Origin of the sequence: Methylobacterium symbioticum, assembly GCF_902141845.1 — a bacterium.
GTDB classification, from domain to species: Bacteria; Pseudomonadota; Alphaproteobacteria; order Rhizobiales; family Beijerinckiaceae; genus Methylobacterium; species Methylobacterium symbioticum.
In genome coordinates this window covers 1-21,282 of sequence record NZ_CABFPH010000086.1, presented here as the reverse complement: position 1 = coordinate 21,282, position 21,282 = coordinate 1, and the positions used below count along the sequence as shown (strand labels likewise).

Below are 21,282 nucleotides of genomic sequence, written 5' to 3'. Positions count from 1 at the left end.
CGCGCCGCTGCGACCGCGAGGCCGCCGGGCCCGACGGGCACGGGCACCGGCCTCAGGCCCGCCTCGGCGAGCGCCCGGGCGATGCCGGGAAAGCCCGGATCCTCGACATAGGCCGCCTCGCCGGGGTCGAGCAGCAGCCGCGCGAGCAGGCGGAGGCTCTGCCGGATGCCGGCGGTCACGATGACGTCCTCGGGCGCGCAGGCGACGCCCCGGCCGGCCGCGAGATAGGCCGCCACCGCGCGGCGCAGGGCCGGCAGGCCGAGCGGGTGGGGCGCGGAGGGCGGTCCGTCCCGCCACTCCGCCTGGATCAGCTTGGCGAAGACCGCGAAGGGGAAGGCGTCGAGGGCCGGCCGGCCGAGGGCGAAGGCGTCGGGCGCCTCGGGACCGGACAGGTAGGCGCGCGGCCCCGAGGCCGCGAGCGCGACGCCCCGCCGCGACAGGACCGGGGGCAGCACCACCGGCCCGGTGGGAGCCGGGGCCGGCGGCGCGAGATCCTCCGGCAAGGTCGCGGCGACGCGGGTGCCAGAGCCGGTGCGCGCCACGAGGTAGCCCTCGGCGGCGAGCTGCTCCAGGGCGAGCAGCACCGTGCCGCGGGCGCAGCCGAGATCGGCTGCGAGCACCCGCGAGGCCGGGATGCGGCTGCCCGGCGCGAGGCGGCGCGACAGGATGGCCTCGCGCAGGGCGTCGCGGAGCTGGACGTGCAGGGGCACCTCCGCATCGGGATCGAGCCCGATGGCCAGGGGCAGGGGACCACCCGGAATCCGCAAGGTCGGCACGGCGCAATTGGTCCAGTCGATGACCTGGAAATGGATCTTTCCGGTGAGCCATTGCCCCGTCAAGCCTTGGCTCACGTCGCTTGGAGGGAGAGGTCCGTGTACCAGCCGCCGCATTTCCGGGAGGAGGGCCGCGCGGTGCTTGCCGCACTGGTGCGCGCCCACCCGCTCGGGCTCCTCGTCACGGCGGGGCCGGGCGGGCTGATGGCGAACCCGGTGCCGTTCCTCCTCTACGCCGAAGGCGAGCACGGCGTGCTGCGGGCGCACCTGGCCCGGGCCAACCTGCAATGGCGGGAACTGGAGGCGGTCGAAGACTGCCTGGTCGTGTTCCAGGGGCCTGAGGCCTATGTCACGCCGTCCTGGTACGCGACGAAGCGCGAGACCGGCCGCGTCGTGCCGACCTGGAACTACGCCACCGTGCAGGCGCGGGGCCGGCCGCGGGCGATCTCCGATGCGGGCTGGCTGAGGCGGCAGGTGGACGACCTCACCGCCGCGCGCGAGGGCGGGCGGCCCGAGCCCTGGGCGGTCTCGGACGCGCCGGAGCCCTTCGTCGCGGCCCAGCTGCGCGCCATCGTCGGCGTCGAGATCGTCCTGACCGAGGTCGCGGGCAAGTGGAAGATGAGCCAGAACCGCGCAGCCGAGGACCGGGCGGGCGTGGCGCGCGGCCTCGCGGCCGAGGGTCTCGCCGCGGTCGCCGCCCTCGTCGCGGAGCCCCGCCGATGAGCCCGCGCCGCAACGCCTTCGGCCAGCCGGTCGGCCCCGACCTGCCGGGCTGGGCCCCACGCCCGCTACCGTCCCGCACGCCGATGGAGGGCCGCGCCTGCCGGCTCGAACCCCTCGACCCGGAGATTCACGGGGACGACCTGTTTACGGCCTTCACCGCCGCGCCGGACGCGCGGAGCTGGACCTATCTACCCGGCGAGCGGCCGACGGAGGTGGAGGCCTACCGCGCCGGCCTCGCGGCGCAGGCCGCCGGATCCGACCCGATCTTCTTCGCGATCCGTGACCGGGCGACCGGGCGCGCGGCCGGGATCGCCTCGTATCTGCGCATCGATCCGGGCAACGGCAGCATCGAGGTCGGGCACATCCATCTGGGCCCGGCCCTGCAGCGGACCCGCGCGGCCACAGAGGCGATGGCGCTGATGATGGCGCGCGCCTTCGGCCTCGGCTACCGGCGCTACGAGTGGAAATGCGACAGCCTCAACGCGCCCTCCCGCGCGGCGGCTGTGCGCCTCGGCTTCACCTTCGAGGGCATCTTCCGCAACGCCGTGGTGGTGAAGGGCCGCTCGCGCGACACCGCTTGGTTCTCGATCACCGACACCGAATGGCCACGGGTGCAGGCCGCCTTCGCGGCCTGGCTCGCCCCGGAGAATTTTTCGGACGATGGGCGGCAATGCCGCGGCCTCGCCGAGATCCGGTCCGACATTCCGGCCTGACGGGACCGGACCGGCGCGACGACCGCCCTTCCCCTCTGGGGAAGGGTAGGGGGAAGGGAGAGTCGGCGCCGGCTCAATCGCGCTTCAGGAACGCCTCCGCGCTGCGCAGCCCCAGCGCCATGATGGTGAGCGCCGGGTTCGCCGCGAGCGAACTCGGGAAGGTCGAGCCGTCGCTGATCCAGAGGTTGTCGATCTCAAAGCTGCGCCCGTAGGGATCGACCACGGCGCTGTCGCCGTCGCGGCCCATGCGGCAGGTGCCGATCGTGTGGGCGACCCGTTCCAGCACCCAGATGTCGGCGGCGCCGGCCGCCTTCCAGAGATCGGTCATGAGCGCTGTGGCATGCGCGTTGAGGCGCCGCTCGTTCTCGCCGTAGCCGAAGCTGACCCGCGCCTTGGCGAGGCCCAGCGCATCGGTCTCGTCGACGAGCGTGAGCCGGTTCTCGTCGCAGGGCAGGGTCTCGCCGTTGATGCCGATCCCGGCGAGGTGGTTGTAGCCCGCGAGGCACGCGTGCAGCGCCTCGCCCCACAGGCCGCGGGAGCGCGCCACCGCATTGGCGAGGGTCAGCGGCTGCACGCCGAGGCTCTGGACCAGATAGCCGCCAGCGAAATCGGCGCCTTCAGGCCGCACCATGTCCTCGGTGATGAGCGCGGAGGGGTAGCCCCGGTTCATGCGGATCTCATCGGGGAAACTGCCCCAGACCTGCGTCGCCACGTGGCCCATATAGTTGCGCCCGACCTGGCCCGAGCCGTTGGCGAGGCCGAGATTCAGCAGGAGCCGCGGCGTCTCGACGGCGCCCGCGCAGAGATAGACCGCGCCGCAGGCCTGCCGCCGGTCGACGCCGCCGCTACGGTAGATCACGGCCGTGATGCGGCCGATGCGGTCCCGCTCGAGTCCGTGCACCACGCTCTCCGGCCGGATCTCGGCGCCGTGGCGCACGGCGTAGGGCAGGTAGGTCACGTCCATGCTGGTCTTGGCGCCGGTGCGGCAGCCCTGGTGGCAGTAGCCGCACTGGATGCAGGCCGCGCGCGCCGGCCCGTCCGCCTGCTGGAAGTCCCGCGAGACCACCGCTGCGGGCGCGTCCGCGGCGCGCAGGCCCGTCCGGCCGCAGGCGAGCGCCATGATCTCGGCCGGCCCGTTGCGCGGGACCGGGGGCAGGGGATAGCGGCGACCGGGATCCCACGGATAGTCCGGCGCGCCCGAGACACCGATGAAGTCCTCGACGCGCGCGTAGAAGGGCAGCAGGTCGTCGAGGGTGAGCGGCCAGTCGCAGCCCTCCCCCGTCTCGGTGCGAAGCGCGAAGTCGCGCCGGTCCGGACGGGGCACGAAGGCGCCCCAGTGCAGGGTCGAGCCGCCGACCCCGGTGCCGCTGTTGTTGGCCCCGAACGCCTCCGGGGTCGAGCCGCCGCTGAGGCGCTCCTCAGTCCAGTAGATCTCGTCGGCGAGGGTCTCGTCGAAGGCGAAGGCGGCGGGCTCGAAATTCGGTCCCGCCTCCAGGGCGACGACCTTCAGTCCCGCAGCGGCGAGGCGGGCGAGGACGGGCGCACCGCCCGCGCCCGTGCCGATCACCACCGCATCGACCACCTCGTCCTCGGCATAGCGGCGCTGATGGTCGAGCCTCATCGGACGGGGTCCTCAACTTCGCGGATGACGGCTCTCGGCTCCCAGGGCTCCGGCGGGCCCGACGCGCGGGCGAAGCCCGGCAGACCCTTGGCGAGCCCGTCAGCATCCGTCTCGCCGGTGCCGCCCGCGCCGATGCCCGAGAAGCCCATCCGGGCCAGCGCGATGGGATGGGCAAGATAGCTGCGCACCGCATCGGCGCGCAGATCCTCGAACCACAGGCATAGCCGCTCGGCATCGAGCCCGGGGCGATCCATGGCCGGCACGGTCAGCCGTCCTGCCTGCGCGGCCTTCAGCAGCGCGTCCTGTCCGGCCCCGTCGCGGGCGAGGAAGGGCGTGCCCTCTTCGCGGGAGGCCGCGTCGAGGCTGCGCAGGCCTGCCCGGTAGGCCTCCCCGTCCGGCGGCAGCGCGGCGAAGCGCCAGCCGTCCGAGGCACCGGAGGCGAGGCGGGCATCGAGCCGCGTGGCGATGTCGAAACCGGCCCGCGGCACCACGCGGGCGACCACCGCCCGGAGCAGGGCGAGCTCGACCGGGTCGAGGAACGTCGGCGCGTAGGCCGGATCATCCGGTTGCGCCCGCTCGGTGAGCACCGCCCGCAGGCGCGGATTGACCCGCTCCGAGGCGATTAGCGCGGCGTAGGCCGCCGGGATCTCCGGTGGGGGCGATGGTGCCGGATCGTCCGCGGCGAGGTGCTCCGCGATCAGCCCGGCCACGGCCTCCGGCCGCTCCAGGGGCAGGAGGTGGCCGGCCCCATCGAGGACGGCGATGCGGTGATGGGCGAGATGCGGGACGGTGAGCGCGCGCTGGGCCACGGGCCCGAGATCGGCATCCTCCGAGCCCGCCAGGATCAGGGCGGGGGTGCGCAGCACGCCGACACGCGCGCACCAATCCTCGTTCGCGCCGGATTCGATCCAGGCGCGCCACGCGGCAGGCGCGGCGCGCAGCACGTCGGCGACCGCCGCATCCTCCTCCGCCTCCGGGGCAAGCGGCGCGCCGACATTCTGCCGGATGAAGGCGCGGGCCTCTTGGGCTCGGGTGGCCGGATCCGCGTCGATCCAGGCGAGCATCGCCGCCCGCCGGTCTTCCGGGATCGGCTCCGGACTCGGCGGCGAGCCGGCGACGAGGACGAGGCGGGCCAGCCCGCGAAGCGCGGGGTCGCCGTCCTCGGCGCGGCGGGCGAGCGCGAGAGCGACCTTGGCGCCCATGCTGTGGCCGGCCAGCGCGAAGCGCCCGGGCGCCGCTGCGGCGATCCGGGCAGCCACATGATCGGCCATCGCGGCGACGTCGAAGCCGGCGATGTCCGCGGCCGCGCCGAAGCCGGGCAGGTCGAGGGCGAGGCAGGGCGTGGCGAGGTGCGCCGCGACAGGCTCCCAGCTGCGCGCGCTGCCGCCGAGAAAATGGAGGCCGACGAGCAGGTCGGGCAGGGAGGCGGGATGACTCATGCGGCCGAGATCGCGCTGACTTCACATGGATCAAGCGGGCTTGCCCGCGACCCCTCGCCACTGGTGCAGATATCGACTTGGACGGAACCTTCGGACCCGCATCGCGAGAGCTGTGGGAGATCCGTTCTTTGCCGCGCTCGCCCGGGCCGAGCCTGTCCCGGCTTCTATGAAGGCGCCGCAAGTCTCTGTTGGATCCGGCCGCGACGACTAGGCCGCGCGCAATGCCGTCTCGATCGCGCCATCCAGGTCTTCAGGCTTTGTCTTCGGCCCGTAGCGGCCGATCACGCGGCCATCGCCGCCGGCCAGGAACTTGGTGAAGTTCCACTTGATCGCGGAAAACCCGAACAGACCCGCCTTCTCGCGCTTCAGATGCACGAAGAGCGGGTCAGCCTCCGGCCCGTTCACCTTCACCTTGGCGAGGACGGGAAAGGTGACGTCGTAGCTCAGGCTGCAGAAGCGGGCGATCTCAGCGGCGTCGCCCGGCTCCTGTGCGCCGAACTGGTTGCAGGGGAAGGCGAGCACCGCCAATCCGCGGCCGCGGTGGCGGCGCCACAGGGCTTCCAGCCCGGCATACTGGCCAGTGAAGCCGCATTTCGAGGCCGTGTTGACGATGAGCACCGGCCGGCCGCGATACTGCGCCAGGGGATGCGGCGCGCCGTCGGCCTGCCGGGGCGAGAAGTCGTGGATCGTCGTCATGCGGGTCTCATACCAAAGTGCGCCGGCCCGACCGCTGGTCGGGTCGGCGCGTCCGGCGGATGGCCGCCGCCGCGCCATCGCGCGGGCGAACCGCGCTGCATCGCATGCACCACAGTTCGGCGGGTGCGCAGCGCACCGCGCCTCCAGCTACGCCGCGGTGCGCCGCTCCACCAGCCGGGCGAGGTAGGCGCTGCCGATCGGGATGATCGTGTCGTCGAAGTTGTAGCTCGCATTGTGGAGCCCCGGCCCCGGATTTGAGCCGAGCCAAGCATAGGCGCCGGGAACCGCCAGGGTCATGTCGGCGAAATCCTCGCTGCCCATGCGCGGGCTGGCGTTGACGTCGACCTTGTCGGTGCCGACCACCTCGGCGGCGATCTCGGCCGCTGCCGCGGCCTGCTCGGGGGCGTTCTCCAGCACCGAGAACACGTCCTTGATCTCGACGTCGATCTCGGCGCCGTAGGCCGCGGCGTAGCCTGCGGCCAGCTCCCGGATGCGGCGGGAGGCCAGCGCGCGGAGGTCCCGGTCGAAGGTGCGGATGGTGCCGGCGAGCTCCGCGCTCTCGGGCACGATGTTGTAGGCTGAGCCCGCCTGGATGCGGGTGATCGAGATCACGATCGACTTCAGCGGGTCGGCGTTGCGCGAGACGATCGACTGCATCGCCTGGGCGAGCGCGGTGGAGATCAGGATCGGGTCGACGCCGTGATGGGGCTGCGCCGCGTGGATGCCGCGGCCGCGGACCTTGATGTCGAAGAAGTCGGCCGCCGCCATGATCGGGCCGGGGCGCAGCTTGATCGCCCCGTGCGGCCCGTTCGGCTGGTTGTGCAGGCCGTAGATCTCGTCGCAGGGGAAGCGCTCGAACAGGCCGTCAGCGAGCATGGCGCGGGCGCCGCCGAGGCCCTCCTCGGCGGGCTGGAACACGAAGATCGCGGTGCCGTCGAAGTCGCGGGTCTCGGCGAGGTAGCGCGCGGCGCCCACCAGCATCGTGGTGTGCCCGTCATGCCCGCAGGCGTGCATCTTACCCGGATAGGTGGAGCGATACGGGAGGTTGGTCTCCTCCTCGATCGGCAGGGCGTCCATGTCGGCGCGCAGGCCGATGCGGCGGCCGTTGTCGCTGCGGCCCTTGAGGATTCCGACGACGCCGGTGCCGCCGACACCCCGATGCACCTCGATGCCGTAGCCCGTGAGCAGGTCGGCGACGATGCCGGAGGTCCGCACCTCCTCGAAGCCGAGCTCGGGATGGGCGTGCAGGTCGCGCCGCAGGGCGGTCAGCTCGTCGGCGTAGGTCTGGATGCGGTCGATCGGGCTCATCGGGTCTCGGCTCAGCAGGTGCGCTTGAATGGGGTCAGGGTCTCGAACTCGCCCACGAGGGCGTCCACATGGGCGCGCTCCCGTCGCAAGTAGTCGGCCACGGCCCTGCGTAACCCTGGGTCGGCAATGTCGTGGGCGGAATGCATGAGCACGGGGCGGTAGCCGCGGGCAAGCTTGTGCTCGCCCTGCGCGCCGGCCTCGACGCGGCGGAGCCCCCGCGCGATCGCGAAGTCGATGGCCTGGTAGTAGCAGACCTCGAAATGCAGGAAGGGGTGATCCTCGATGCAACCCCAATTGCGCCCGTAGAGCGCCGCGTCGCCGATCAGGTTGATCGCGCCCGCGATGTAGCGGCCTTCGCGACGGGCCATGATCAGGAGCACGCGGCCCGCCATGCGCTCGGAGAGCAGCGAGAAGAAGCGCCGGTTGAGATAGGGGCTACCCCATTTGCGAGCACCCGTATCCGTGTAGAAGGCGAAGAAGGCGTCCCAGTGCGCCTCGGTGATGTCGGCGCCGGTGAGGTGCTCGATCGTGATGCCGGGACCGAGCGCGTCGCGCCGCTCGCGGCGGATGACCTTGCGCTTGCGCGCGGCGAGGGAATCCAGGAAGTCGTCGAAGGTGGCGTAGCCCGCATTCACCCAGTGGAACTGCTGGTCCGTGCGCTTGAGGAAGCCGGCTGCGCCGGCGCGCTCCCACTCCGCCTCGCGCATGAAGGTGACGTGGATCGAGGAGGCCTCCGTCTGCGCCCGGAGCGCGCGCAGACCCGCGATCAGCCCGGCGGTGACGGTGTCCGGATCCTCTCCCGGGGCGATCAGGAAGCGTGGGCCGGTGACCGGCGTGAAGGGGACGCTGACCTGCAGCTTCGGGTAGTAGCTGCCGCCCGCCCGCTCGTAGGCGTCGGCCCAACCATGGTCGAACACGTATTCGCCCTGGCTGTGATTCTTCAGGTAGCAGGGCACGAGCCCCAGTGTCCGCCCCTCCCGCTCCAGCACCACGTGCAGCGGCAGCCAGCCGGCCTTCCGCGAGGCGCAGCCCGAATCCTCCAGTGCCGAGAGGAAGGCGTGGGAGAGGAAGGGGTTGTGGGTCTCGTCGCCGGCGCCCAGGGTCTCGGACGAGGTGGCGCAGGCGTCCCAGACCTGTGCGCCGATCTCCTTGAGTCCGGGCAGGGCGCGCACCTGCAGCGCGGTCGTGGCCTCGGGCGTCGCGCCGGGTGTCTCCATGGCCGGCATGATAGGCGCGCGGCGGGGAGCGGCCAAGCGGCGGTTCGGCTACGCGTGGTCGCGGCCGCCTATTCCCTCAGGGCACGAAGCCCTCGAACACCATCTGGTCCGCATGCGCGGCGGCACGCGCGCGCTGGTCGTCGGTCCGCACCGTCCAGGCCATCACCGGCAACCCGCCGAGCAGGCGGGCGAGATGGGTCGCGGCGTTCGGCAGGTCGTCCACCCGCCAGGACAGGAAGTCGGGCCGGCTCTCGGCGATATGGAGGAGGTCCGAGAGCGAGCGCCGCTCCGAGGGGGCAAGCGCCGCGTAGGCCGGGTCGTCCTGCGTGGACTCGGCGACGATGCCGCGGGGAACGCGCTCGGGCAGGCGCCCGCGCAGGGCCGCCACCACGCGCGGATCGAACGACTTCACCGCGAGCGGGCCCTCGTAATCCGCGACCACGGCCGCGACCCGCTCGGCAAGCGCCAGATCGCCGTCGAAGCGCGACTTGACCTCGACGACGAGCGGCACCCGTCCGCCGATCTCGGCGAGGAAGCGCGGCAGGGTCGGGATACGCTCGGGCGTCCCCCCCACCGCAAGCTGTCCGAGCGCGGCGGCGCTCAGGGCCGAGACCGCCTCCGCCGCCCCGGTGAGGCGTCCGAGGGCGGCATCGTGGAACACCATCGCTTCGCCGTCGGCGCTCATCTGCACGTCGCATTCGATGGCGAAGCCGTGCGCGATCGCGGCGCGGGCCGCCGCGACCGTGTTCTCCGGGATGCCCGCCGCCCGATCATGCAGGCCGCGATGGGCGATCGGGCGGGCGACCAGCCAGGCGGGGGCCTGTATCCCGGTGGAGGCCCGCATCAGCGGACCTCGAACATCGCCTCGACCTCGACGGCGGCGTCGAGGGGAAGCTCGGCGACGCCGACCGTCGAGCGGGCATGGCGGCCGCGGTCGCCGAGCAGCGCGACCATCAGGTCGGAGGCGCCGTTCATGATCGGGGCGAGGCCACTGAAGCTCGGGACCGCGTTGATGAAGCCGCCGAGCCGCACGCATTGCTCGACCGCGTGGTCGAGGTCGCCCACCGCCGCCTCGAGCTGGGCGAGCACGTTGAGCGCGCAGAGTCGCGCCGCAGCCACGCCCGCCTCGTTCGAGACCGTGTCGCCGAGCTTGCCGGTGTGCTCGGCGCTGAGCTTGCCGTCCGCGCCGAAGCAGATCTGGCCGGAGATCACCACGAGGTTGCCCGTGCGCACGAAGGGTACGTAGTTCGCGACCGGCGCCGCCGCCTTCGGCAGGGTGAGGCCGAGCGTCTGCAGCCGCTCCTTGATGGTGCTCATGTCGATTCCCCGTCTGGTTCGAAGACCCGGGCGGGTCTGAGCACAGGCATGGGAGCCCGCGCAAGGTGGCTGAGCCAGAGGAGAGCCATGAGCGGGACACGGGCGGACTGCTGCCCGAAAGAGGGGCAGCGTGGCGGCCATGCCTGTCAAATCATTGACAGAGGACCGCTGTTTCATAGTAATCGCGCGCGTGCCGCCCCGGTGACGAGGCGGCACTTTCATTTCTGCGGGCGCCCCTGGGCCCGCGTCGCGCGCCGGACAACGGAGATGGGACCTGTGACATCCGTCCTTCTGCCGAACTATGTACGGGCCCCGATCGCGTTCGAGCGCGGCGAGGGCGCGTGGCTCGTGGCGCGCGGCGGCGAGCGATATCTCGATTTCGGGGCCGGCGTCGCGGTGAACGCCCTCGGCCACGCCCATCCGCACCTCGTCGCCGCGCTCACCGAGCAGGCGAGCAAGGTCTGGCACGTCTCGAACCTCTACGAGATTCCGGAGGGCGAGCGGCTGGGTCAGCGGCTGGTCGACGCGACCTTCGCGGACATCGCCTTCTTCTGCAACTCGGGCGCCGAGGCGAACGAGGCCGCGATCAAGATGGCGCGCAAGTACCATGCGGCCGGCGGCCATCCGGAGCGCTTCCGGATCATCACCTTCGAGGGGGCCTTCCACGGGCGGACGCTCGCCACCATCGCGGCGGGCGGGCAGCAGAAGTACATCGAGGGCTTCGGCCCGAAGGTCGACGGCTTCGACCAGGTGCCGGCCGGCGACATGGCGGCGCTCGAGGCCGCGATCACGCCGGAGACCGCGGCCCTGATGATCGAGCCGATCCAGGGCGAGGGGGGCGTGCGTGTGGTGCCCGCGGCCGAGCTGCGCCACCTGCGCGCGCTCTGCGACCGGCACGGCCTGCTCCTGATCATGGACGAGGTCCAGACCGGCGTCGGACGCACGGGGCGCCTCTTCGCGCATGAATGGTCGGGCGTCACGCCCGACATCATGAGCGCGGCCAAGGGCATCGGCGGCGGCTTCCCGCTCGGCGTCTGCCTGGCCACCAAGGAGGCGGCCCGCGGCATGGTGCCGGGCTCGCACGGCACCACCTTCGGCGGCAACCCGCTCGCCATGGCGGTGGGCAATGCCGTGCTCGACATTGTGCTGGCGCCGGGCTTCCTCGACCACGTGAACCGCGTCGCGCTCGTCCTCAAGCAGAAGCTCGCGAGCCTGCGGGACCGCCACCCGCAGGTCGTCCTGGAGATCCGCGGCGAGGGCCTGATGCTCGGCCTCAAGCTCGGCGTGCCGAACACCGAGTTCGCCGCCGCGGCCCGGGCCGAGCACCTGCTCGCGATTCCGGCCGGCGACAACGTGGTCCGGCTGCTGCCGCCGCTGATCGTCTCCGAGGACGAGGTGGCCCAGGCCGTGGAGCGCCTGGAGGCGGCGGCCGCTCAGCTCGACGGCGGGCTGCGCGGCGCCGCGGAATGAGGAGACGACCGCCGGACGGGCACCCGCCTGCCCGGTGCACGCGCGACTGCGCGTCGGCGCCCATGCGCCGGGTCGCGCCGGATCGGAGGCTCCGATCCGACGCGACCGAGATGATGAGAAACGACGTGTGAGATGATTGCCCAGACGAACGGTCAAGCGGCGTCTGCCGCGACGGGCGCCGGCCCGCGCCATTTCCTCGACCTGAAGGACCTGTCCGGGGCGGAGCTGCGCGCCATGCTCGACGCCAGCGCCGCGATGAAGGCGCGCCGCCGCAAGGGCGAGCCGCCGACGGAACGCCCCCTCGCCGGCAAGTATCTCGGCATGGTCTTCGACCGGCCCTCGACGCGCACCCGCGTCTCCTTCGACGTCGCCATGCGCGATCTCGGCGGCGAGACCCTGATGCTGACGGGCAGCGAGATGCAACTCGGCCGCGGCGAGACGATCGGCGACACCGCGCAGGTTCTCTCACGCTTCGTGGACGCGATCATGATCCGCATCCTCGACCACGGGCTGATGCTGGAGCTTGCCGAGTACGCGACCGTGCCGGTGATCAACGCGCTCACCAAGGTCTCGCATCCCTGCCAGATCATGGCCGACGTGCTGACCTTCGAGGAGCATCGCGGGCCGATCAAGGGCCGGACGGTGGCGTGGTCGGGCGACGGCAACAACGTGCTGGCGAGCTGGGTGCACGCGGCCGCCCGCCTCGACTTCACCCTGAACGTCGCGGCCCCGCCCGAGTTGGCACCGCCGGCCGCGCTCATGGCCTGGGCCAAGGCCGAGGGGGCGCGCGTCAACCTCACCACCGACGCCTTCGCGGCAGTGGATGGGGCGGACGCGGTCGTGACCGATTGCTGGGTCTCGATGGGCGACGACGACGGCGAGCACCGCCACAACCTGCTCTCGCCCTATCAAGTCAATGCCAAGCTGATGGCGGCGGCCCGAAAGGACGCGATCTTCATGCACTGCCTGCCGGCCCATCGCGGCGAGGAGGTGACGGAAGAGGTGATGGACGGGCCGCAATCGGTGGTGTTCGACGAGGCGGAGAACCGCCTCCATGCCCAGAAGGGCGTGCTGGCCTGGTGCCTGAAGGCGAACGGGCTCTGAGCGGCACCCGCAGCGCCAGCCCCGGCGGGCACGGCCCGCTCTCGCGAAACTGCGGGCCGCGCACCATATGGGAGCAGTGGGGCAGGCCTCTGCCCCTTTCCAGATCCTCCCGGCCCGACCGACACGCATCCCGACCCGCCTGAGCGGGGGGTGGCGGGCTGGGCCGATGCAAGCGGAGCTGACATGACCTCCGAACACGACCGGACCCAGCCCATCGACGCGAACGGCCATGACGGCCGGGACGACGCCGTGCTGCCCTTCGCTGTCGAGGCGCTCGACGTGCGCGGGCGCGCCGTGCGCCTCGGCCCCGCGATCGACACCCTCCTGCGCCGCCACGGCTATCCGGAACCGGTGGCACGCCTTCTCGGCGAGGCGGCCGCGCTGACCGTGCTTCTCGGCTCCTCGCTGAAGTTCGAGGGCCGGTTCCAGCTCCAGACCCGGACCGACGGCCCGGTCGCGATGATCGTGGTCGACTTCGAGGCCCCCGACCGCCTGCGCGCCACCGCCCGCTTCGATGCGGAGAAGGTCGCGGCTTTGGGCGCGGGCCCGCTCCGGACCCGCGACCTCGTCGGCAACGGGCATCTCGCCATGACCATCGACCAGGGCTCGGCGGCGAGCCGCTACCAGGGCGTGGTGGCGCTGGAGGGCCAGAGCTTCGAGGAGGCGGCACGCCAGTATTTCCGCCAGTCCGAGCAGATCCCGACCGAGGTCCGCCTCGCCGTGGCGGAAGCCGTCGAGGGCGACGGCGAGCGCTGGCGGGCCGGCGGCCTCCTCGTGCAGTTCCTGCCGCAATCGACGGACCGGGCGCGGCTCGCCGACCTGCCGCCCGGCGACCTGCCGGAGGGCCACGTCCATCTCGGCGCGGACGCACCGGAGGACGACGCCTGGGTCGAGGCGCGCTCCCTGGTCGGCACGATCGAGGATCACGAGCTCGTCGATCCGAACGTGTCGAGCGAGCGCCTGCTCTACCGTCTGTTCCACGAGCGCGGCGTGCGAGTCTTCGACCGCCAGGAGGTGCGCGAGACCTGCCGCTGCTCGCCGGAGCGCGTGATGGGCATGATCCGCTCGTTCACGCCGCAGGAGCGCCGGGACATGGTGGCCGATGACGGCCGCATCGTCATCACCTGCGAGTTCTGCTCGCGGCGCTACGACCTCGATCCGGCCGAGGTCGAGCGCGAGATCGAGGCGAGCCCCGCCCAATAGCGGCCTCGCAACGGCCAAGCTTATGCTCGAGCTTGACCTGAATGATCCCTGACGAGAGGCGAGATCGAGGCAATCTTTTTATCGTGAACCGTTTCCGGACTTGCGACGTTTCGGGGCAAGCCAATTCATCCGGAGGAAATACGATGAACAAGATTGCGGTGGGTCTCGCGGCCCTCCTGTTCAGCACCTCGGTCTACGCCCAGGGTGCGGCCGGCGGCGGGTCCGAATCCGCCCGGGGCGGCATGGGCCGCGGCGGCGCCGAATCCAGCATGAAGGCGGGGGCTTCCGAGGGCCGCAGCGGCGGGATGGAGCGCGGCGGCGCGGAATCGGGCAGGGGCGGCATGGACCGCAGCGCCGATCGCGGCAGCATGAATCAGGGCTCGGACTCGGGCAAAGGCTCGATGGCCGAGCGCGGCCGCGACGGCTCCGGCGAGCGCGCCGAGACCCGTGGTGCTCGTGACACCGACCGCACCAACGACCGTGCCATGCGCGGCGAGGGTCGGGGCGAGCGCGACATGCGCGACGGCCGCCGCAGCGAGCGCACCGACCTGCGCGACCGCTCGGAGCGCCACAGCCGAACCGACATCCACAGCAGCCGCACGGATGTGTCCGCAGGCGGCTTCCGCCGCGAGGGCCGCTTCGTCGTCATCGGCGGCCGGCGCGTGGTCTACGGCTCGCCCGAGTATCGCCGGCTGATTGTCACCGAGAAGCGCGCCCCGCGCGAGCGCTACGTGGTGATCCGGGGCCAGCGCGTCCTCTACGGCTCGCCCCAGTACAAGCGCCTCGTCAGCGTCCGTGAGAGCGGCCCGAGCACCCGCTACGTGACGATCCGCGGTCAACGCGTGCTCTATGGCTCGCCGCAATACCGCCGCCTCGTCAGCGTCGGCGAGGAGCGCCGCTACGTCACCGTCCGTGGCCAGCGCGTCCTCTACGGCTCGCCCGAGTACCGCCGCCTGACGGTCTCGACGGGACGGAGCGGGACCGTCAACGCGAACTTCAGCGAACGCAGCCGGACCGACATCCGCGGCGAGCGCCGTGAGGAGCGCGCCGGCCGCGAGCAGCGCGGCTTCCGGCAGGATGCCGAGCGCGGCGAGGGCCGCAACCAGGGCGGCATGCAGAACCGCGACGAGGGCACGCAGAACGCCGGCATGCGCGGCCAGGGCGGCCGTGACACGGGGCGCGACGGCAACATGCGCAACGTCTCTGACCAGGGCGGCCGTCAGGGCGGCATGAGCGAGGGCCGCGGCGGTACGGAGCGCGGCGGCATGCAGGGTGGACGCCAGGGCGGCATGCAGGGCGGCGCCGGCCGCGAGGGCGGCATGGGCGGCAGCAGCGGCCGCAACTGACCGGCCAGCCGCAGGCGACAGGACGTGAGAGGGGGAGGCGCCGCCGGTGCCTCCCCCTTTTCATGCCGCGGCGGCCCGCCGCGCGCCCGTGCGGGTCAGCGACCTCAGCTCTTCAGCACCGGCTCGGCGATATCGCCGCCGCCGCGGCCGGCGAGATAGTCGGGCTGGAACAGGCACATCCGCACCGCGTCGCGGTAGCGGCCGTTCATGAAGAACTCGTCCTTGAGCACGCCCTCGGGGCGGAAGCCGCAGCGCTCGTAGATCTGCACGGCGCGGCGGTTGTCCTTGTCGACGTGCAGGTAGAGCTTGTGGATGTTGAGCACGCTGAAGGCGTAGTCGATGGCGACCCGCGTCGCCTGCCAGGCATAGCCCCGCCCCTGGAAGGCGGGGTGGACCGCGATCTGGAATTCGCAGCGCCGATGCAGATGGTTGATCTCCACGAGCTCGACCATCCCGGCCCGCTCGTCGCGGTCGTTGGCGATGATGAAGCGCCGCTCGGTCTGATTGTGGATGTTGCGCTCGTAGAGCTGCGCCAGTTCGGCGAAGGACTCGTAGGCCTCCTCGAACCAGTAGCGCATGATGCTGTCGTTGTTGTTGAGCTGGTGCACGAAGAGCAGGTCCTCGCGCTCGAGCGGGCGCAGCTTCACCCGGTCGAGGGGCGTCGGCTCGAGGGGTCTGGGTGCGAAAGACTTGTGGCTCATGCGGCGCAATCCCGGATCAGGCGGCGCAGGAAGGCCTCGCCGTCCTTCAATGCGTCGAGGGTGATGAACTCGTCGGGCTGGTGAGCCTGGTCGATGGAGCCGGGGCCACAGACCACGGTGGGGATGCCTGCCGCCTGGAACCGTCCGGCCTCGGTGGCGTATGGCACCGAGATCGTGTGGTTGCGGTTCGCCAAGCGCAGGGCCAGCCGCTCGGCCTCCGAGCCGGGCTCGGGGGCAAGCCCCGGCACCGCGACCTCCTCGAGGGTCTCGACCCGGCCGTAAGGCCCATGGCGGTTGAGCCGCTCGGCGGTGACGCGGGCGACCTCGGCGGAGAACAGATCCGGGATCTCTCCCGCGTCGAGATCGGGCAGGCCGCGATACTCCCACTGGAAGCTGCAGAGCTTGGGCAGGATGTTGCGGGCCGTGCCGCCCTGGATCGTGCCCACATGCACCGTCGTATAGGGCGGGTCGAACCGGCCCGAGGCGTCGCCGCGGGCGATCATCGCATCGGCGATGCGGTTGAGCCCGGCGACGAGGTCGCCCGCCGCCATCACGGCGTTCGCCCCGAGCATGGGCTTGGAGGAGTGCGCCTCGTGGCCGTGCACGGTGGTGAGGCAGGTCACCACGCTCTTGTGCGCGTCCGCGACCTCGAGGTCGGTCGGCTCGCCAACGATCACGGCGCCCGGCCGGGGCAGGTCGGAGCCGAACCGGGCGATGGTGTCGGCGACACCGAGGCAGGTGGTCTCCTCGTCGTAGGAGAGCAGGATGTGGATCGGGCGCCTCAGATCCGCGGCCAGCATCTCCGGGACCAGGGCAAGCGCCAGCGCGCAGAAGCCCTTCATATCGACGGCGCCGCGGCCATAGGCGCGGCCATCCGCGACGCGTAGGGAGAACGGGTCGGAGGTCCAGGCCTGTCCCGTCACCGGCACCACATCGCTATGGCCGGAGAGCACGACCCCGCCGTCGATGCGGGGGCCGAGGGTGGCGAACAGGGCCGCCTTGTCGCCCGCCGCGCTCGGGACGCGCGTGTAGGACACGCCCCAGCCGTCGAGATAGGTGCCGACCCAGTCGATCAGCGGGAGATTGGAGCGCGTGCTCTCGGTGTCGAACGCGACGAGGCGCGCGAGGAGGTCGAGGGGCTCGAGCCGCTCACCGGCCGGCATGGGGTCCATCCTTCGGGCTTGTTCGGGCCCGCCGGCGTCGCGCGTCCGCGCTCTCCGCCGAAGCGGAAACCGGATTCAGTGCAGGCTGCGCCGCACGTGCGGACTGTCGAGGGAGAAGGCGGGGATCTCGGCCTCGAAGCTCTCGCCCGCGACGGTCGCCATCGTGTAGCTGCCGGCCATCAGGCCGTCCGGCGTGGTGAGCGGGCAGCCACTCGTGTAGCAGAACGACTCCCCCGGCTCCAGCACCGGCTGCTTGCCGACGACGCCGGTGCCGCGCACCTCCTGGCAGGCGCCGTGACCGTCGATGATCCGCCAGTGACGCGAGCGCAACTGCACCTGTTCGGCGCCGTTGTTCACGATCTCGACGGTGTAGGCGAAGAAGTATCGGTTATCGCCCGGAGAGGATTCCTCCTCGACGAAGCGGGGCTCGACGGTCACGCTGATTCCGCGCGTCTCGGCCTTGTACATCGCCCTGTTTCGCCTCTCGCGAGGGTCAAGCCCCACCGCCGGATTAGGAGCCGATTCGCAACGGCTTCTCGGATCGCGGAGCCACGTGGTAGTGGGCGCCGAAATCGGCGTCAATTGCGGCGGATTACGTCGCGACGGGCATCGACGACGAGGATAGGAGGCCGCCCATGGACACGGTGAATCGAACCCTCACCGGACGCTGCCATTGCGGAACGATCCGCTACACGATGTCGGCCGACGTGCTGCACAACTGCCTCTGCCATTGCAGCGACTGTCGCCGCCACGCGGGCGCGCCAATGGTCGCCTGGGCGATGGTGCCGGAGGAGGCTGTCTCGATCAGCGGCGAGCCCGCCACCTACGCCTCGTCGGAGCACGGACGGCGTCTGTTCTGCCGGGATTGCGGCACCGGCCTGTTCTACCGCAACGCGCGCATGCTGCCCGGGATGCTCGACATCCAGACCGGCACGCTCGACGATCCCGACGCCCTGCCGCCGGCCGCCCATATCCAGACGGCGGAGCAGCTCGCCTGGATGGAGGACGCGCACGCGCTGCCGCGCTTCACGCGCTATCCCGCGCCGTGAGAAGGGGGGCGAGGCGGGGCGGTAACCGGACCTTAGGCGCCCGCGGCGCACAAGGAACGATCGGTCTGGCGGGATTGCGGCACGGGATGGACGAGAGCACGAGGCAGGGTCCCGATGCGCAGGCCGGCATCCTGCCGGCCCAGGCCATCGCCGCCCTCACCGGGGCCGGCGTCATCCGCCCGGCCACCCCCTATGCGTCGGACCAGATCCAGCCCGCGAGCCTGGATCTGCGCCTCGGGCAGCGCGCCTGGCGCGTGCGGACGAGCTTCCTGCCGGGCGGGCGCCCGGTCTCGGATTGCCTCGCGGCCCTGTCCTTCCACGCCATCGACCTGCAGCCGGGCGCCGTGCTGGAGACGGGCTGCGTCTACATCGCGGAATTGCAGGAGACGCTCGCGCTGCCCGCGGACCTCACCGCGAGCGCCAACCCGAAGAGTTCGACCGGGCGCATCGACGTGTTCACCCGGGTGATCACCGACCGCGGCAGCGCCTTCGATCAGGTCGAGGCGGGCTACCAGGGCCCGCTCTACGCCGAGATCTCGCCCCGCACCTTCCCCGTCCTGGTACGAACGGGCTCGCGCCTGTCGCAGGTCCGCTTCCGCCGCGGCGACCCGCGCCTGCGCGAGGCCGAGCTCGCCGCGCTCCACGCGCAGACGCCTCTCGTCAGCGCGGCCAACCCTTCCTTCCAGGGCGGCGTGGCGGTCTCGGTCGACCTTGCGGGCTTCGACGGCCTGATCGGCTACCGCGCCAAGCGCCATACCGGCCTCGTGGACGTGGATGCGCCGGGCCGCCACCGGGTCGCCGAGTTCTGGGAGACGCTGCCCGCCGACGGCTCCGGCACGCTGATCCTCGACCCCGGTCAGTTCTATATCCTGGCCTCCAAGGAAGCGGTGCAGGTCCCCCCGGACCACGCGGCCGAGATGGTGCCGTTCGATCCCTTGGTCGGCGAGTTCCGCGTCCACTACGCCGGCTTCTTCGATCCGGGCTTCGGCCATGCAGGCGCGGGCGGGACCGGCGCGCGGGCGGTGCTGGAAGTGCGCTCGCGCGACGTGCCGTTCCTCTTGGAGGACGGGCAGATCGTCGGCCGCCTCGTCTACGAGCGCATGACGGAACGGCCCGCGACCCTCTACGGCGCGGGCGCCGGCTCGAACTACCAGGCGCAGGGGCTGAAGCTCTCGAAGCATTTTGCCTGATCGCTTCCGCCGGAGCCGGCCACCCGGAAATCGGATTCCCCTTTTCCGCGCCATGCTCTACGAGGCGCGCTCCGAACTCCCCGGTTGCGCCCCATGCTCCAGACCACCCCGACCCCGCCCGTCTCCGCCCGACGCATCCTGACCGCGAGCTTCGTCGGGACGGCGATCGAGTTCTACGACTTCTACATCTACGCCACCGCGGCCGCGCTGGTGATCGGGCCGGTCTTCTTCCCGCCCGGCGAGCCCGGCGTGCAGCTCCTCTCGGCCTTCGCCACCTTCGCCATCGCCTTCGTGGCCCGGCCGATCGGTGCCGCCCTGTTCGGGCATTTCGGCGACCGCATCGGGCGCAAGGCGACCCTGGTCGCCTCGCTGATGATCATGGGTGTCTCGACGGTGCTGATCGGCTGCCTGCCGACCTACGCCACCGCCGGCTGGCTGGCACCGGCCGCCCTCTGCACCCTGCGCTTCGGCCAGGGGCTCGGCTTCGGCGGTGAATGGGGCGGGGCGGCTCTGCTCGCCGTCGAGAACGCGCCGCCGGGCAAGCGCGCCTGGTACGGGATCTTCCCGCAGCTCGGGGCGCCCGTGGGCTTCATCCTGGCCAATACCTGCTTCCTGGCGCTGAGCTTCGGCCTCTCGCCGGAGAGCTTCCAGAGCTGGGGCTGGCGCCTGCCCTTCCTGGCCTCGGCGGCGCTCGTCGGCGTCGGTCTCTACGTGCGGCTGAAGCTGACCGAGACGCCGCTGTTCAAGGCGGCCCTCGCCAAGGCCGAGCCCGAGAAGGTGCCGCTGGCCACCGTGGTCACGCAGCACACCCGGGCGACGCTGCTCGGCACCTTCGCGATGGTGGCCTGCTACGCGGTGTTCTACCTCTCGACGGTGTTCGCGCTCGGCTACGGCACGGCCACCCTCGGCTATTCGCGGCCCGCCTTCCTGCTGTTCGAGTGCGTGGCCGTCTGCTTCATGGCGCTCGGCATCCCGCTCTCGGGCTGGGCGGCGGACCGGTTCGGGCGGCGCCCGGTGGTGATGTCGGGCACGCTCTTCACCCTGGGCCTCGGCTTCCTGCTCGGGCCGATGCTGGGCTCCGGCTCCTGGCCGCTGGTGCTCGGCTTCCTCTGCCTCGGGCTCTTCGCCATGGGCTGGATCTTCGGGCCGATGGGCGCGCTCCTGCCCGAGCTGTTCCCGACCCGGGTGCGCTACACGGGCGCCTCCGTCACCTACAACCTCGCCGGCATCCTCGGCGCCTCGGCCGCGCCCTACCTCGCGCAGAGCCTGGTCTCGCTCGGCGGCATCGCCTGGGTCGGCGCCTATCTCGGGATCGCCGCGGCGATCAGCTTCATCGCGGTGCTGCTGATGCCGGAGACGGCCCGGCAGGCCGTGTGAGCGCCAAGGGCACTAGGCCCTCGTCCCGACCGGCAGCTCCGCCTTCATGGCCGAGCCCGGTCGGGGGGCCGGACGGCGGGAGCGATCGGGCCTGAAGAGAGGGCTCGGGGCCCGTCTCCCTGCCGAAGGAGAAAGCGGGTCGCGGGGCCGCCTTGAAAGATCGATCCCCCGATTCCCCGCTCCGGGCGTGCGTCAGTTGCGCTTGTCGAGCGGGCGGCCGAGCAGCCGGGCGAACTCGGCCTCGATCTCCTCCACGGAGAAGGGGTTGGCCGCACTCCCGGCCTTGGCCGGGCGCGGCGCCTCGTCGACCGGCAGCGCGGCGGGCACCGAGGGGGGCGCAGCAGAGACGGGCGGCGGAGGCTCCGGACGCGGCTCGGGCGGCCTCTCGGCCGGGTCAGGCGACCGCGCAGGCGGGCTCGCAGGCGCAGGATCCGGCGCGCCCGCCATGGCAGCGGCCATGGGATCGACGGCGGGTGCCGACGCGGGCGCAGGCGGCTCGGGCGCACGCAGGGGTGCGGAGGTGGGCGCGGGCGGCGGAGTGACGGCCGAGGACGAGCGGCCGAGCGCCGCCTGAAGCTGGCGCGCCATATCGGACAGGATCGCCGGGTCGACCGCGCGGCGCGGCGAACCGGCCGGCGCGGCAGGGGGAATCTCGGCCTCGGCCAGCGCGGCAGGTGCGGCCGGGGGAGCTGCGGTCACGGGGGAAGGCTCGGACGGCGCAGGAGGTACCGGCATCGGCGCCGGAACGGGCGGCGGCGCCGCCGGCGGCTTCGGATCGATCAGCGCGGGCGCGGTCCGGCGCAGCAGGCGCTTGGCCGGCCCCTCGCGCACGGGCACGGCCGGAACGGGACGGTCCTCGGGGCGCGGGCCGG

General features: G+C 72.1%; 20 protein-coding genes and 1 pseudogene. 9 read left to right on the top strand and 12 right to left on the bottom strand.

Annotated features, from left to right (window positions below; all coding sequences use genetic code 11):
- Window positions 1-839: aminotransferase class I/II-fold pyridoxal phosphate-dependent enzyme (locus MET9862_RS22120; RefSeq protein WP_244612843.1), on the bottom strand; the 839-nt coding region annotated here is incomplete at its 3' end.
- A gap of 33 nt (window positions 840-872) precedes the next feature.
- On the opposite strand from MET9862_RS22120, the gene MET9862_RS22115 reads away from it, so the two are divergent.
- Together MET9862_RS22115 and MET9862_RS22110 are read left to right on the top strand one after the other, a co-directional pair.
- Window positions 873-1,496, top strand: a complete 624-nt coding sequence (locus MET9862_RS22115; protein ID WP_142585024.1) for an FMN-binding negative transcriptional regulator — start codon at window positions 873-875, stop codon at window positions 1,494-1,496.
- Entirely contained in the window at window positions 1,493-2,209 is a 717-nt protein-coding gene (locus MET9862_RS22110; protein ID WP_142585023.1) for a GNAT family N-acetyltransferase, read from the top strand. The genes MET9862_RS22115 and MET9862_RS22110 overlap by 4 nt, the downstream gene beginning before the upstream one ends.
- A 73-nt stretch (window positions 2,210-2,282) precedes the next feature.
- On the opposite strand, the gene MET9862_RS22105 is transcribed toward MET9862_RS22110, so the two are convergent.
- The 7 genes from MET9862_RS22105 to MET9862_RS22075 all read right to left on the bottom strand — a co-directional run bounded on the left by MET9862_RS22105 (window position 2,283) and on the right by MET9862_RS22075 (window position 9,807).
- On the bottom strand, window positions 2,283-3,830 hold the full coding sequence (locus tag MET9862_RS22105) for a GMC family oxidoreductase (RefSeq protein ID WP_142585022.1): 1,548 nt from the start codon (window positions 3,828-3,830) through the stop codon (window positions 2,283-2,285).
- Complete coding sequence (locus tag MET9862_RS22100; protein ID WP_142585021.1) at window positions 3,827-5,269, bottom strand: alpha/beta hydrolase; 1,443 nt, start codon at window positions 5,267-5,269, stop codon at window positions 3,827-3,829. Before MET9862_RS22100 ends, MET9862_RS22105 begins: the two co-directional genes overlap by 4 nt.
- A 207-nt stretch (window positions 5,270-5,476) precedes the next feature.
- On the bottom strand, window positions 5,477-5,965 hold the full coding sequence (locus tag MET9862_RS22095) for a glutathione peroxidase (RefSeq protein WP_142585020.1): 489 nt from the start codon (window positions 5,963-5,965) through the stop codon (window positions 5,477-5,479).
- 147 nt (window positions 5,966-6,112) lie between these two features.
- Entirely contained in the window at window positions 6,113-7,273 is a 1,161-nt protein-coding gene (locus MET9862_RS22090; RefSeq protein ID WP_142585019.1) for a M20 aminoacylase family protein, read from the bottom strand.
- A gap of 11 nt (window positions 7,274-7,284) precedes the next feature.
- Window positions 7,285-8,490 (bottom strand): GNAT family N-acetyltransferase, encoded by a 1,206-nt coding sequence (locus MET9862_RS22085; RefSeq protein WP_142585018.1) that lies wholly within the window; start codon window positions 8,488-8,490, stop codon window positions 7,285-7,287.
- 76 nt (window positions 8,491-8,566) lie between these two features.
- Window positions 8,567-9,334, bottom strand: a complete 768-nt coding sequence (locus tag MET9862_RS22080; RefSeq protein WP_185156966.1) for a glycerophosphodiester phosphodiesterase family protein — start codon at window positions 9,332-9,334, stop codon at window positions 8,567-8,569.
- Window positions 9,334-9,807 (bottom strand): RidA family protein, encoded by a 474-nt coding sequence (locus MET9862_RS22075; RefSeq protein WP_142585017.1) that lies wholly within the window; start codon window positions 9,805-9,807, stop codon window positions 9,334-9,336. Before MET9862_RS22075 ends, MET9862_RS22080 begins: the two co-directional genes overlap by 1 nt.
- A 276-nt stretch (window positions 9,808-10,083) precedes the next feature.
- On the opposite strand from MET9862_RS22075, the gene MET9862_RS22070 reads away from it, so the two are divergent.
- From MET9862_RS22070 to MET9862_RS22055, 4 genes are all read left to right on the top strand, one after another.
- Window positions 10,084-11,277, top strand: coding sequence for an aspartate aminotransferase family protein (locus MET9862_RS22070; RefSeq protein WP_142585016.1), 1,194 nt, complete (start codon window positions 10,084-10,086; stop codon window positions 11,275-11,277).
- Between the two features lie 132 nt (window positions 11,278-11,409).
- Window positions 11,410-12,381, top strand: coding sequence for an ornithine carbamoyltransferase (gene argF, locus MET9862_RS22065; protein WP_142585015.1), 972 nt, complete (start codon window positions 11,410-11,412; stop codon window positions 12,379-12,381).
- A gap of 183 nt (window positions 12,382-12,564) precedes the next feature.
- Window positions 12,565-13,584: an Hsp33 family molecular chaperone gene (locus tag MET9862_RS22060; RefSeq protein ID WP_142585014.1), complete on the top strand. Its 1,020-nt coding sequence runs from the start codon at window positions 12,565-12,567 to the stop codon at window positions 13,582-13,584.
- 143 nt (window positions 13,585-13,727) lie between these two features.
- Entirely contained in the window at window positions 13,728-14,930 is a 1,203-nt protein-coding gene (locus MET9862_RS22055) for a hypothetical protein (protein WP_142585013.1), read from the top strand.
- A gap of 104 nt (window positions 14,931-15,034) precedes the next feature.
- On the opposite strand, the gene speG is transcribed toward MET9862_RS22055, so the two are convergent.
- From speG to apaG, 3 genes are all read right to left on the bottom strand, one after another.
- Window positions 15,035-15,631 (bottom strand): spermidine N1-acetyltransferase, encoded by a 597-nt coding sequence (gene speG, locus MET9862_RS22050; RefSeq protein ID WP_142585012.1) that lies wholly within the window; start codon window positions 15,629-15,631, stop codon window positions 15,035-15,037.
- Window positions 15,628-16,794 (bottom strand): acetylornithine deacetylase, encoded by a 1,167-nt coding sequence (gene argE, locus MET9862_RS22045; RefSeq protein WP_142585011.1) that lies wholly within the window; start codon window positions 16,792-16,794, stop codon window positions 15,628-15,630. Before argE ends, speG begins: the two co-directional genes overlap by 4 nt.
- Before the next feature lie 75 nt (window positions 16,795-16,869).
- Window positions 16,870-17,262, bottom strand: a complete 393-nt coding sequence (gene apaG / locus MET9862_RS22040) for a Co2+/Mg2+ efflux facilitator ApaG/CorD (protein WP_142585010.1) — start codon at window positions 17,260-17,262, stop codon at window positions 16,870-16,872.
- 167 nt (window positions 17,263-17,429) lie between these two features.
- Between apaG and MET9862_RS22035 the strand changes: the two genes are divergently transcribed.
- The 3 genes from MET9862_RS22035 to MET9862_RS29570 all read left to right on the top strand — a co-directional run bounded on the left by MET9862_RS22035 (window position 17,430) and on the right by MET9862_RS29570 (window position 20,410).
- Window positions 17,430-17,843: a GFA family protein gene (locus MET9862_RS22035; RefSeq protein ID WP_142585009.1), complete on the top strand. Its 414-nt coding sequence runs from the start codon at window positions 17,430-17,432 to the stop codon at window positions 17,841-17,843.
- 86 nt (window positions 17,844-17,929) lie between these two features.
- Entirely contained in the window at window positions 17,930-19,033 is a 1,104-nt protein-coding gene (locus MET9862_RS29575; protein WP_185156965.1) for a 2'-deoxycytidine 5'-triphosphate deaminase, read from the top strand.
- A gap of 93 nt (window positions 19,034-19,126) precedes the next feature.
- Window positions 19,127-20,410, top strand: a complete 1,284-nt coding sequence (locus MET9862_RS29570; protein ID WP_185156964.1) for an MFS transporter — start codon at window positions 19,127-19,129, stop codon at window positions 20,408-20,410.
- A gap of 192 nt (window positions 20,411-20,602) precedes the next feature.
- Here MET9862_RS29570 and MET9862_RS22025 read toward each other — a convergent pair.
- Window positions 20,603-21,282: pseudogene (locus tag MET9862_RS22025) on the bottom strand (hypothetical protein); the annotation flags it as partial.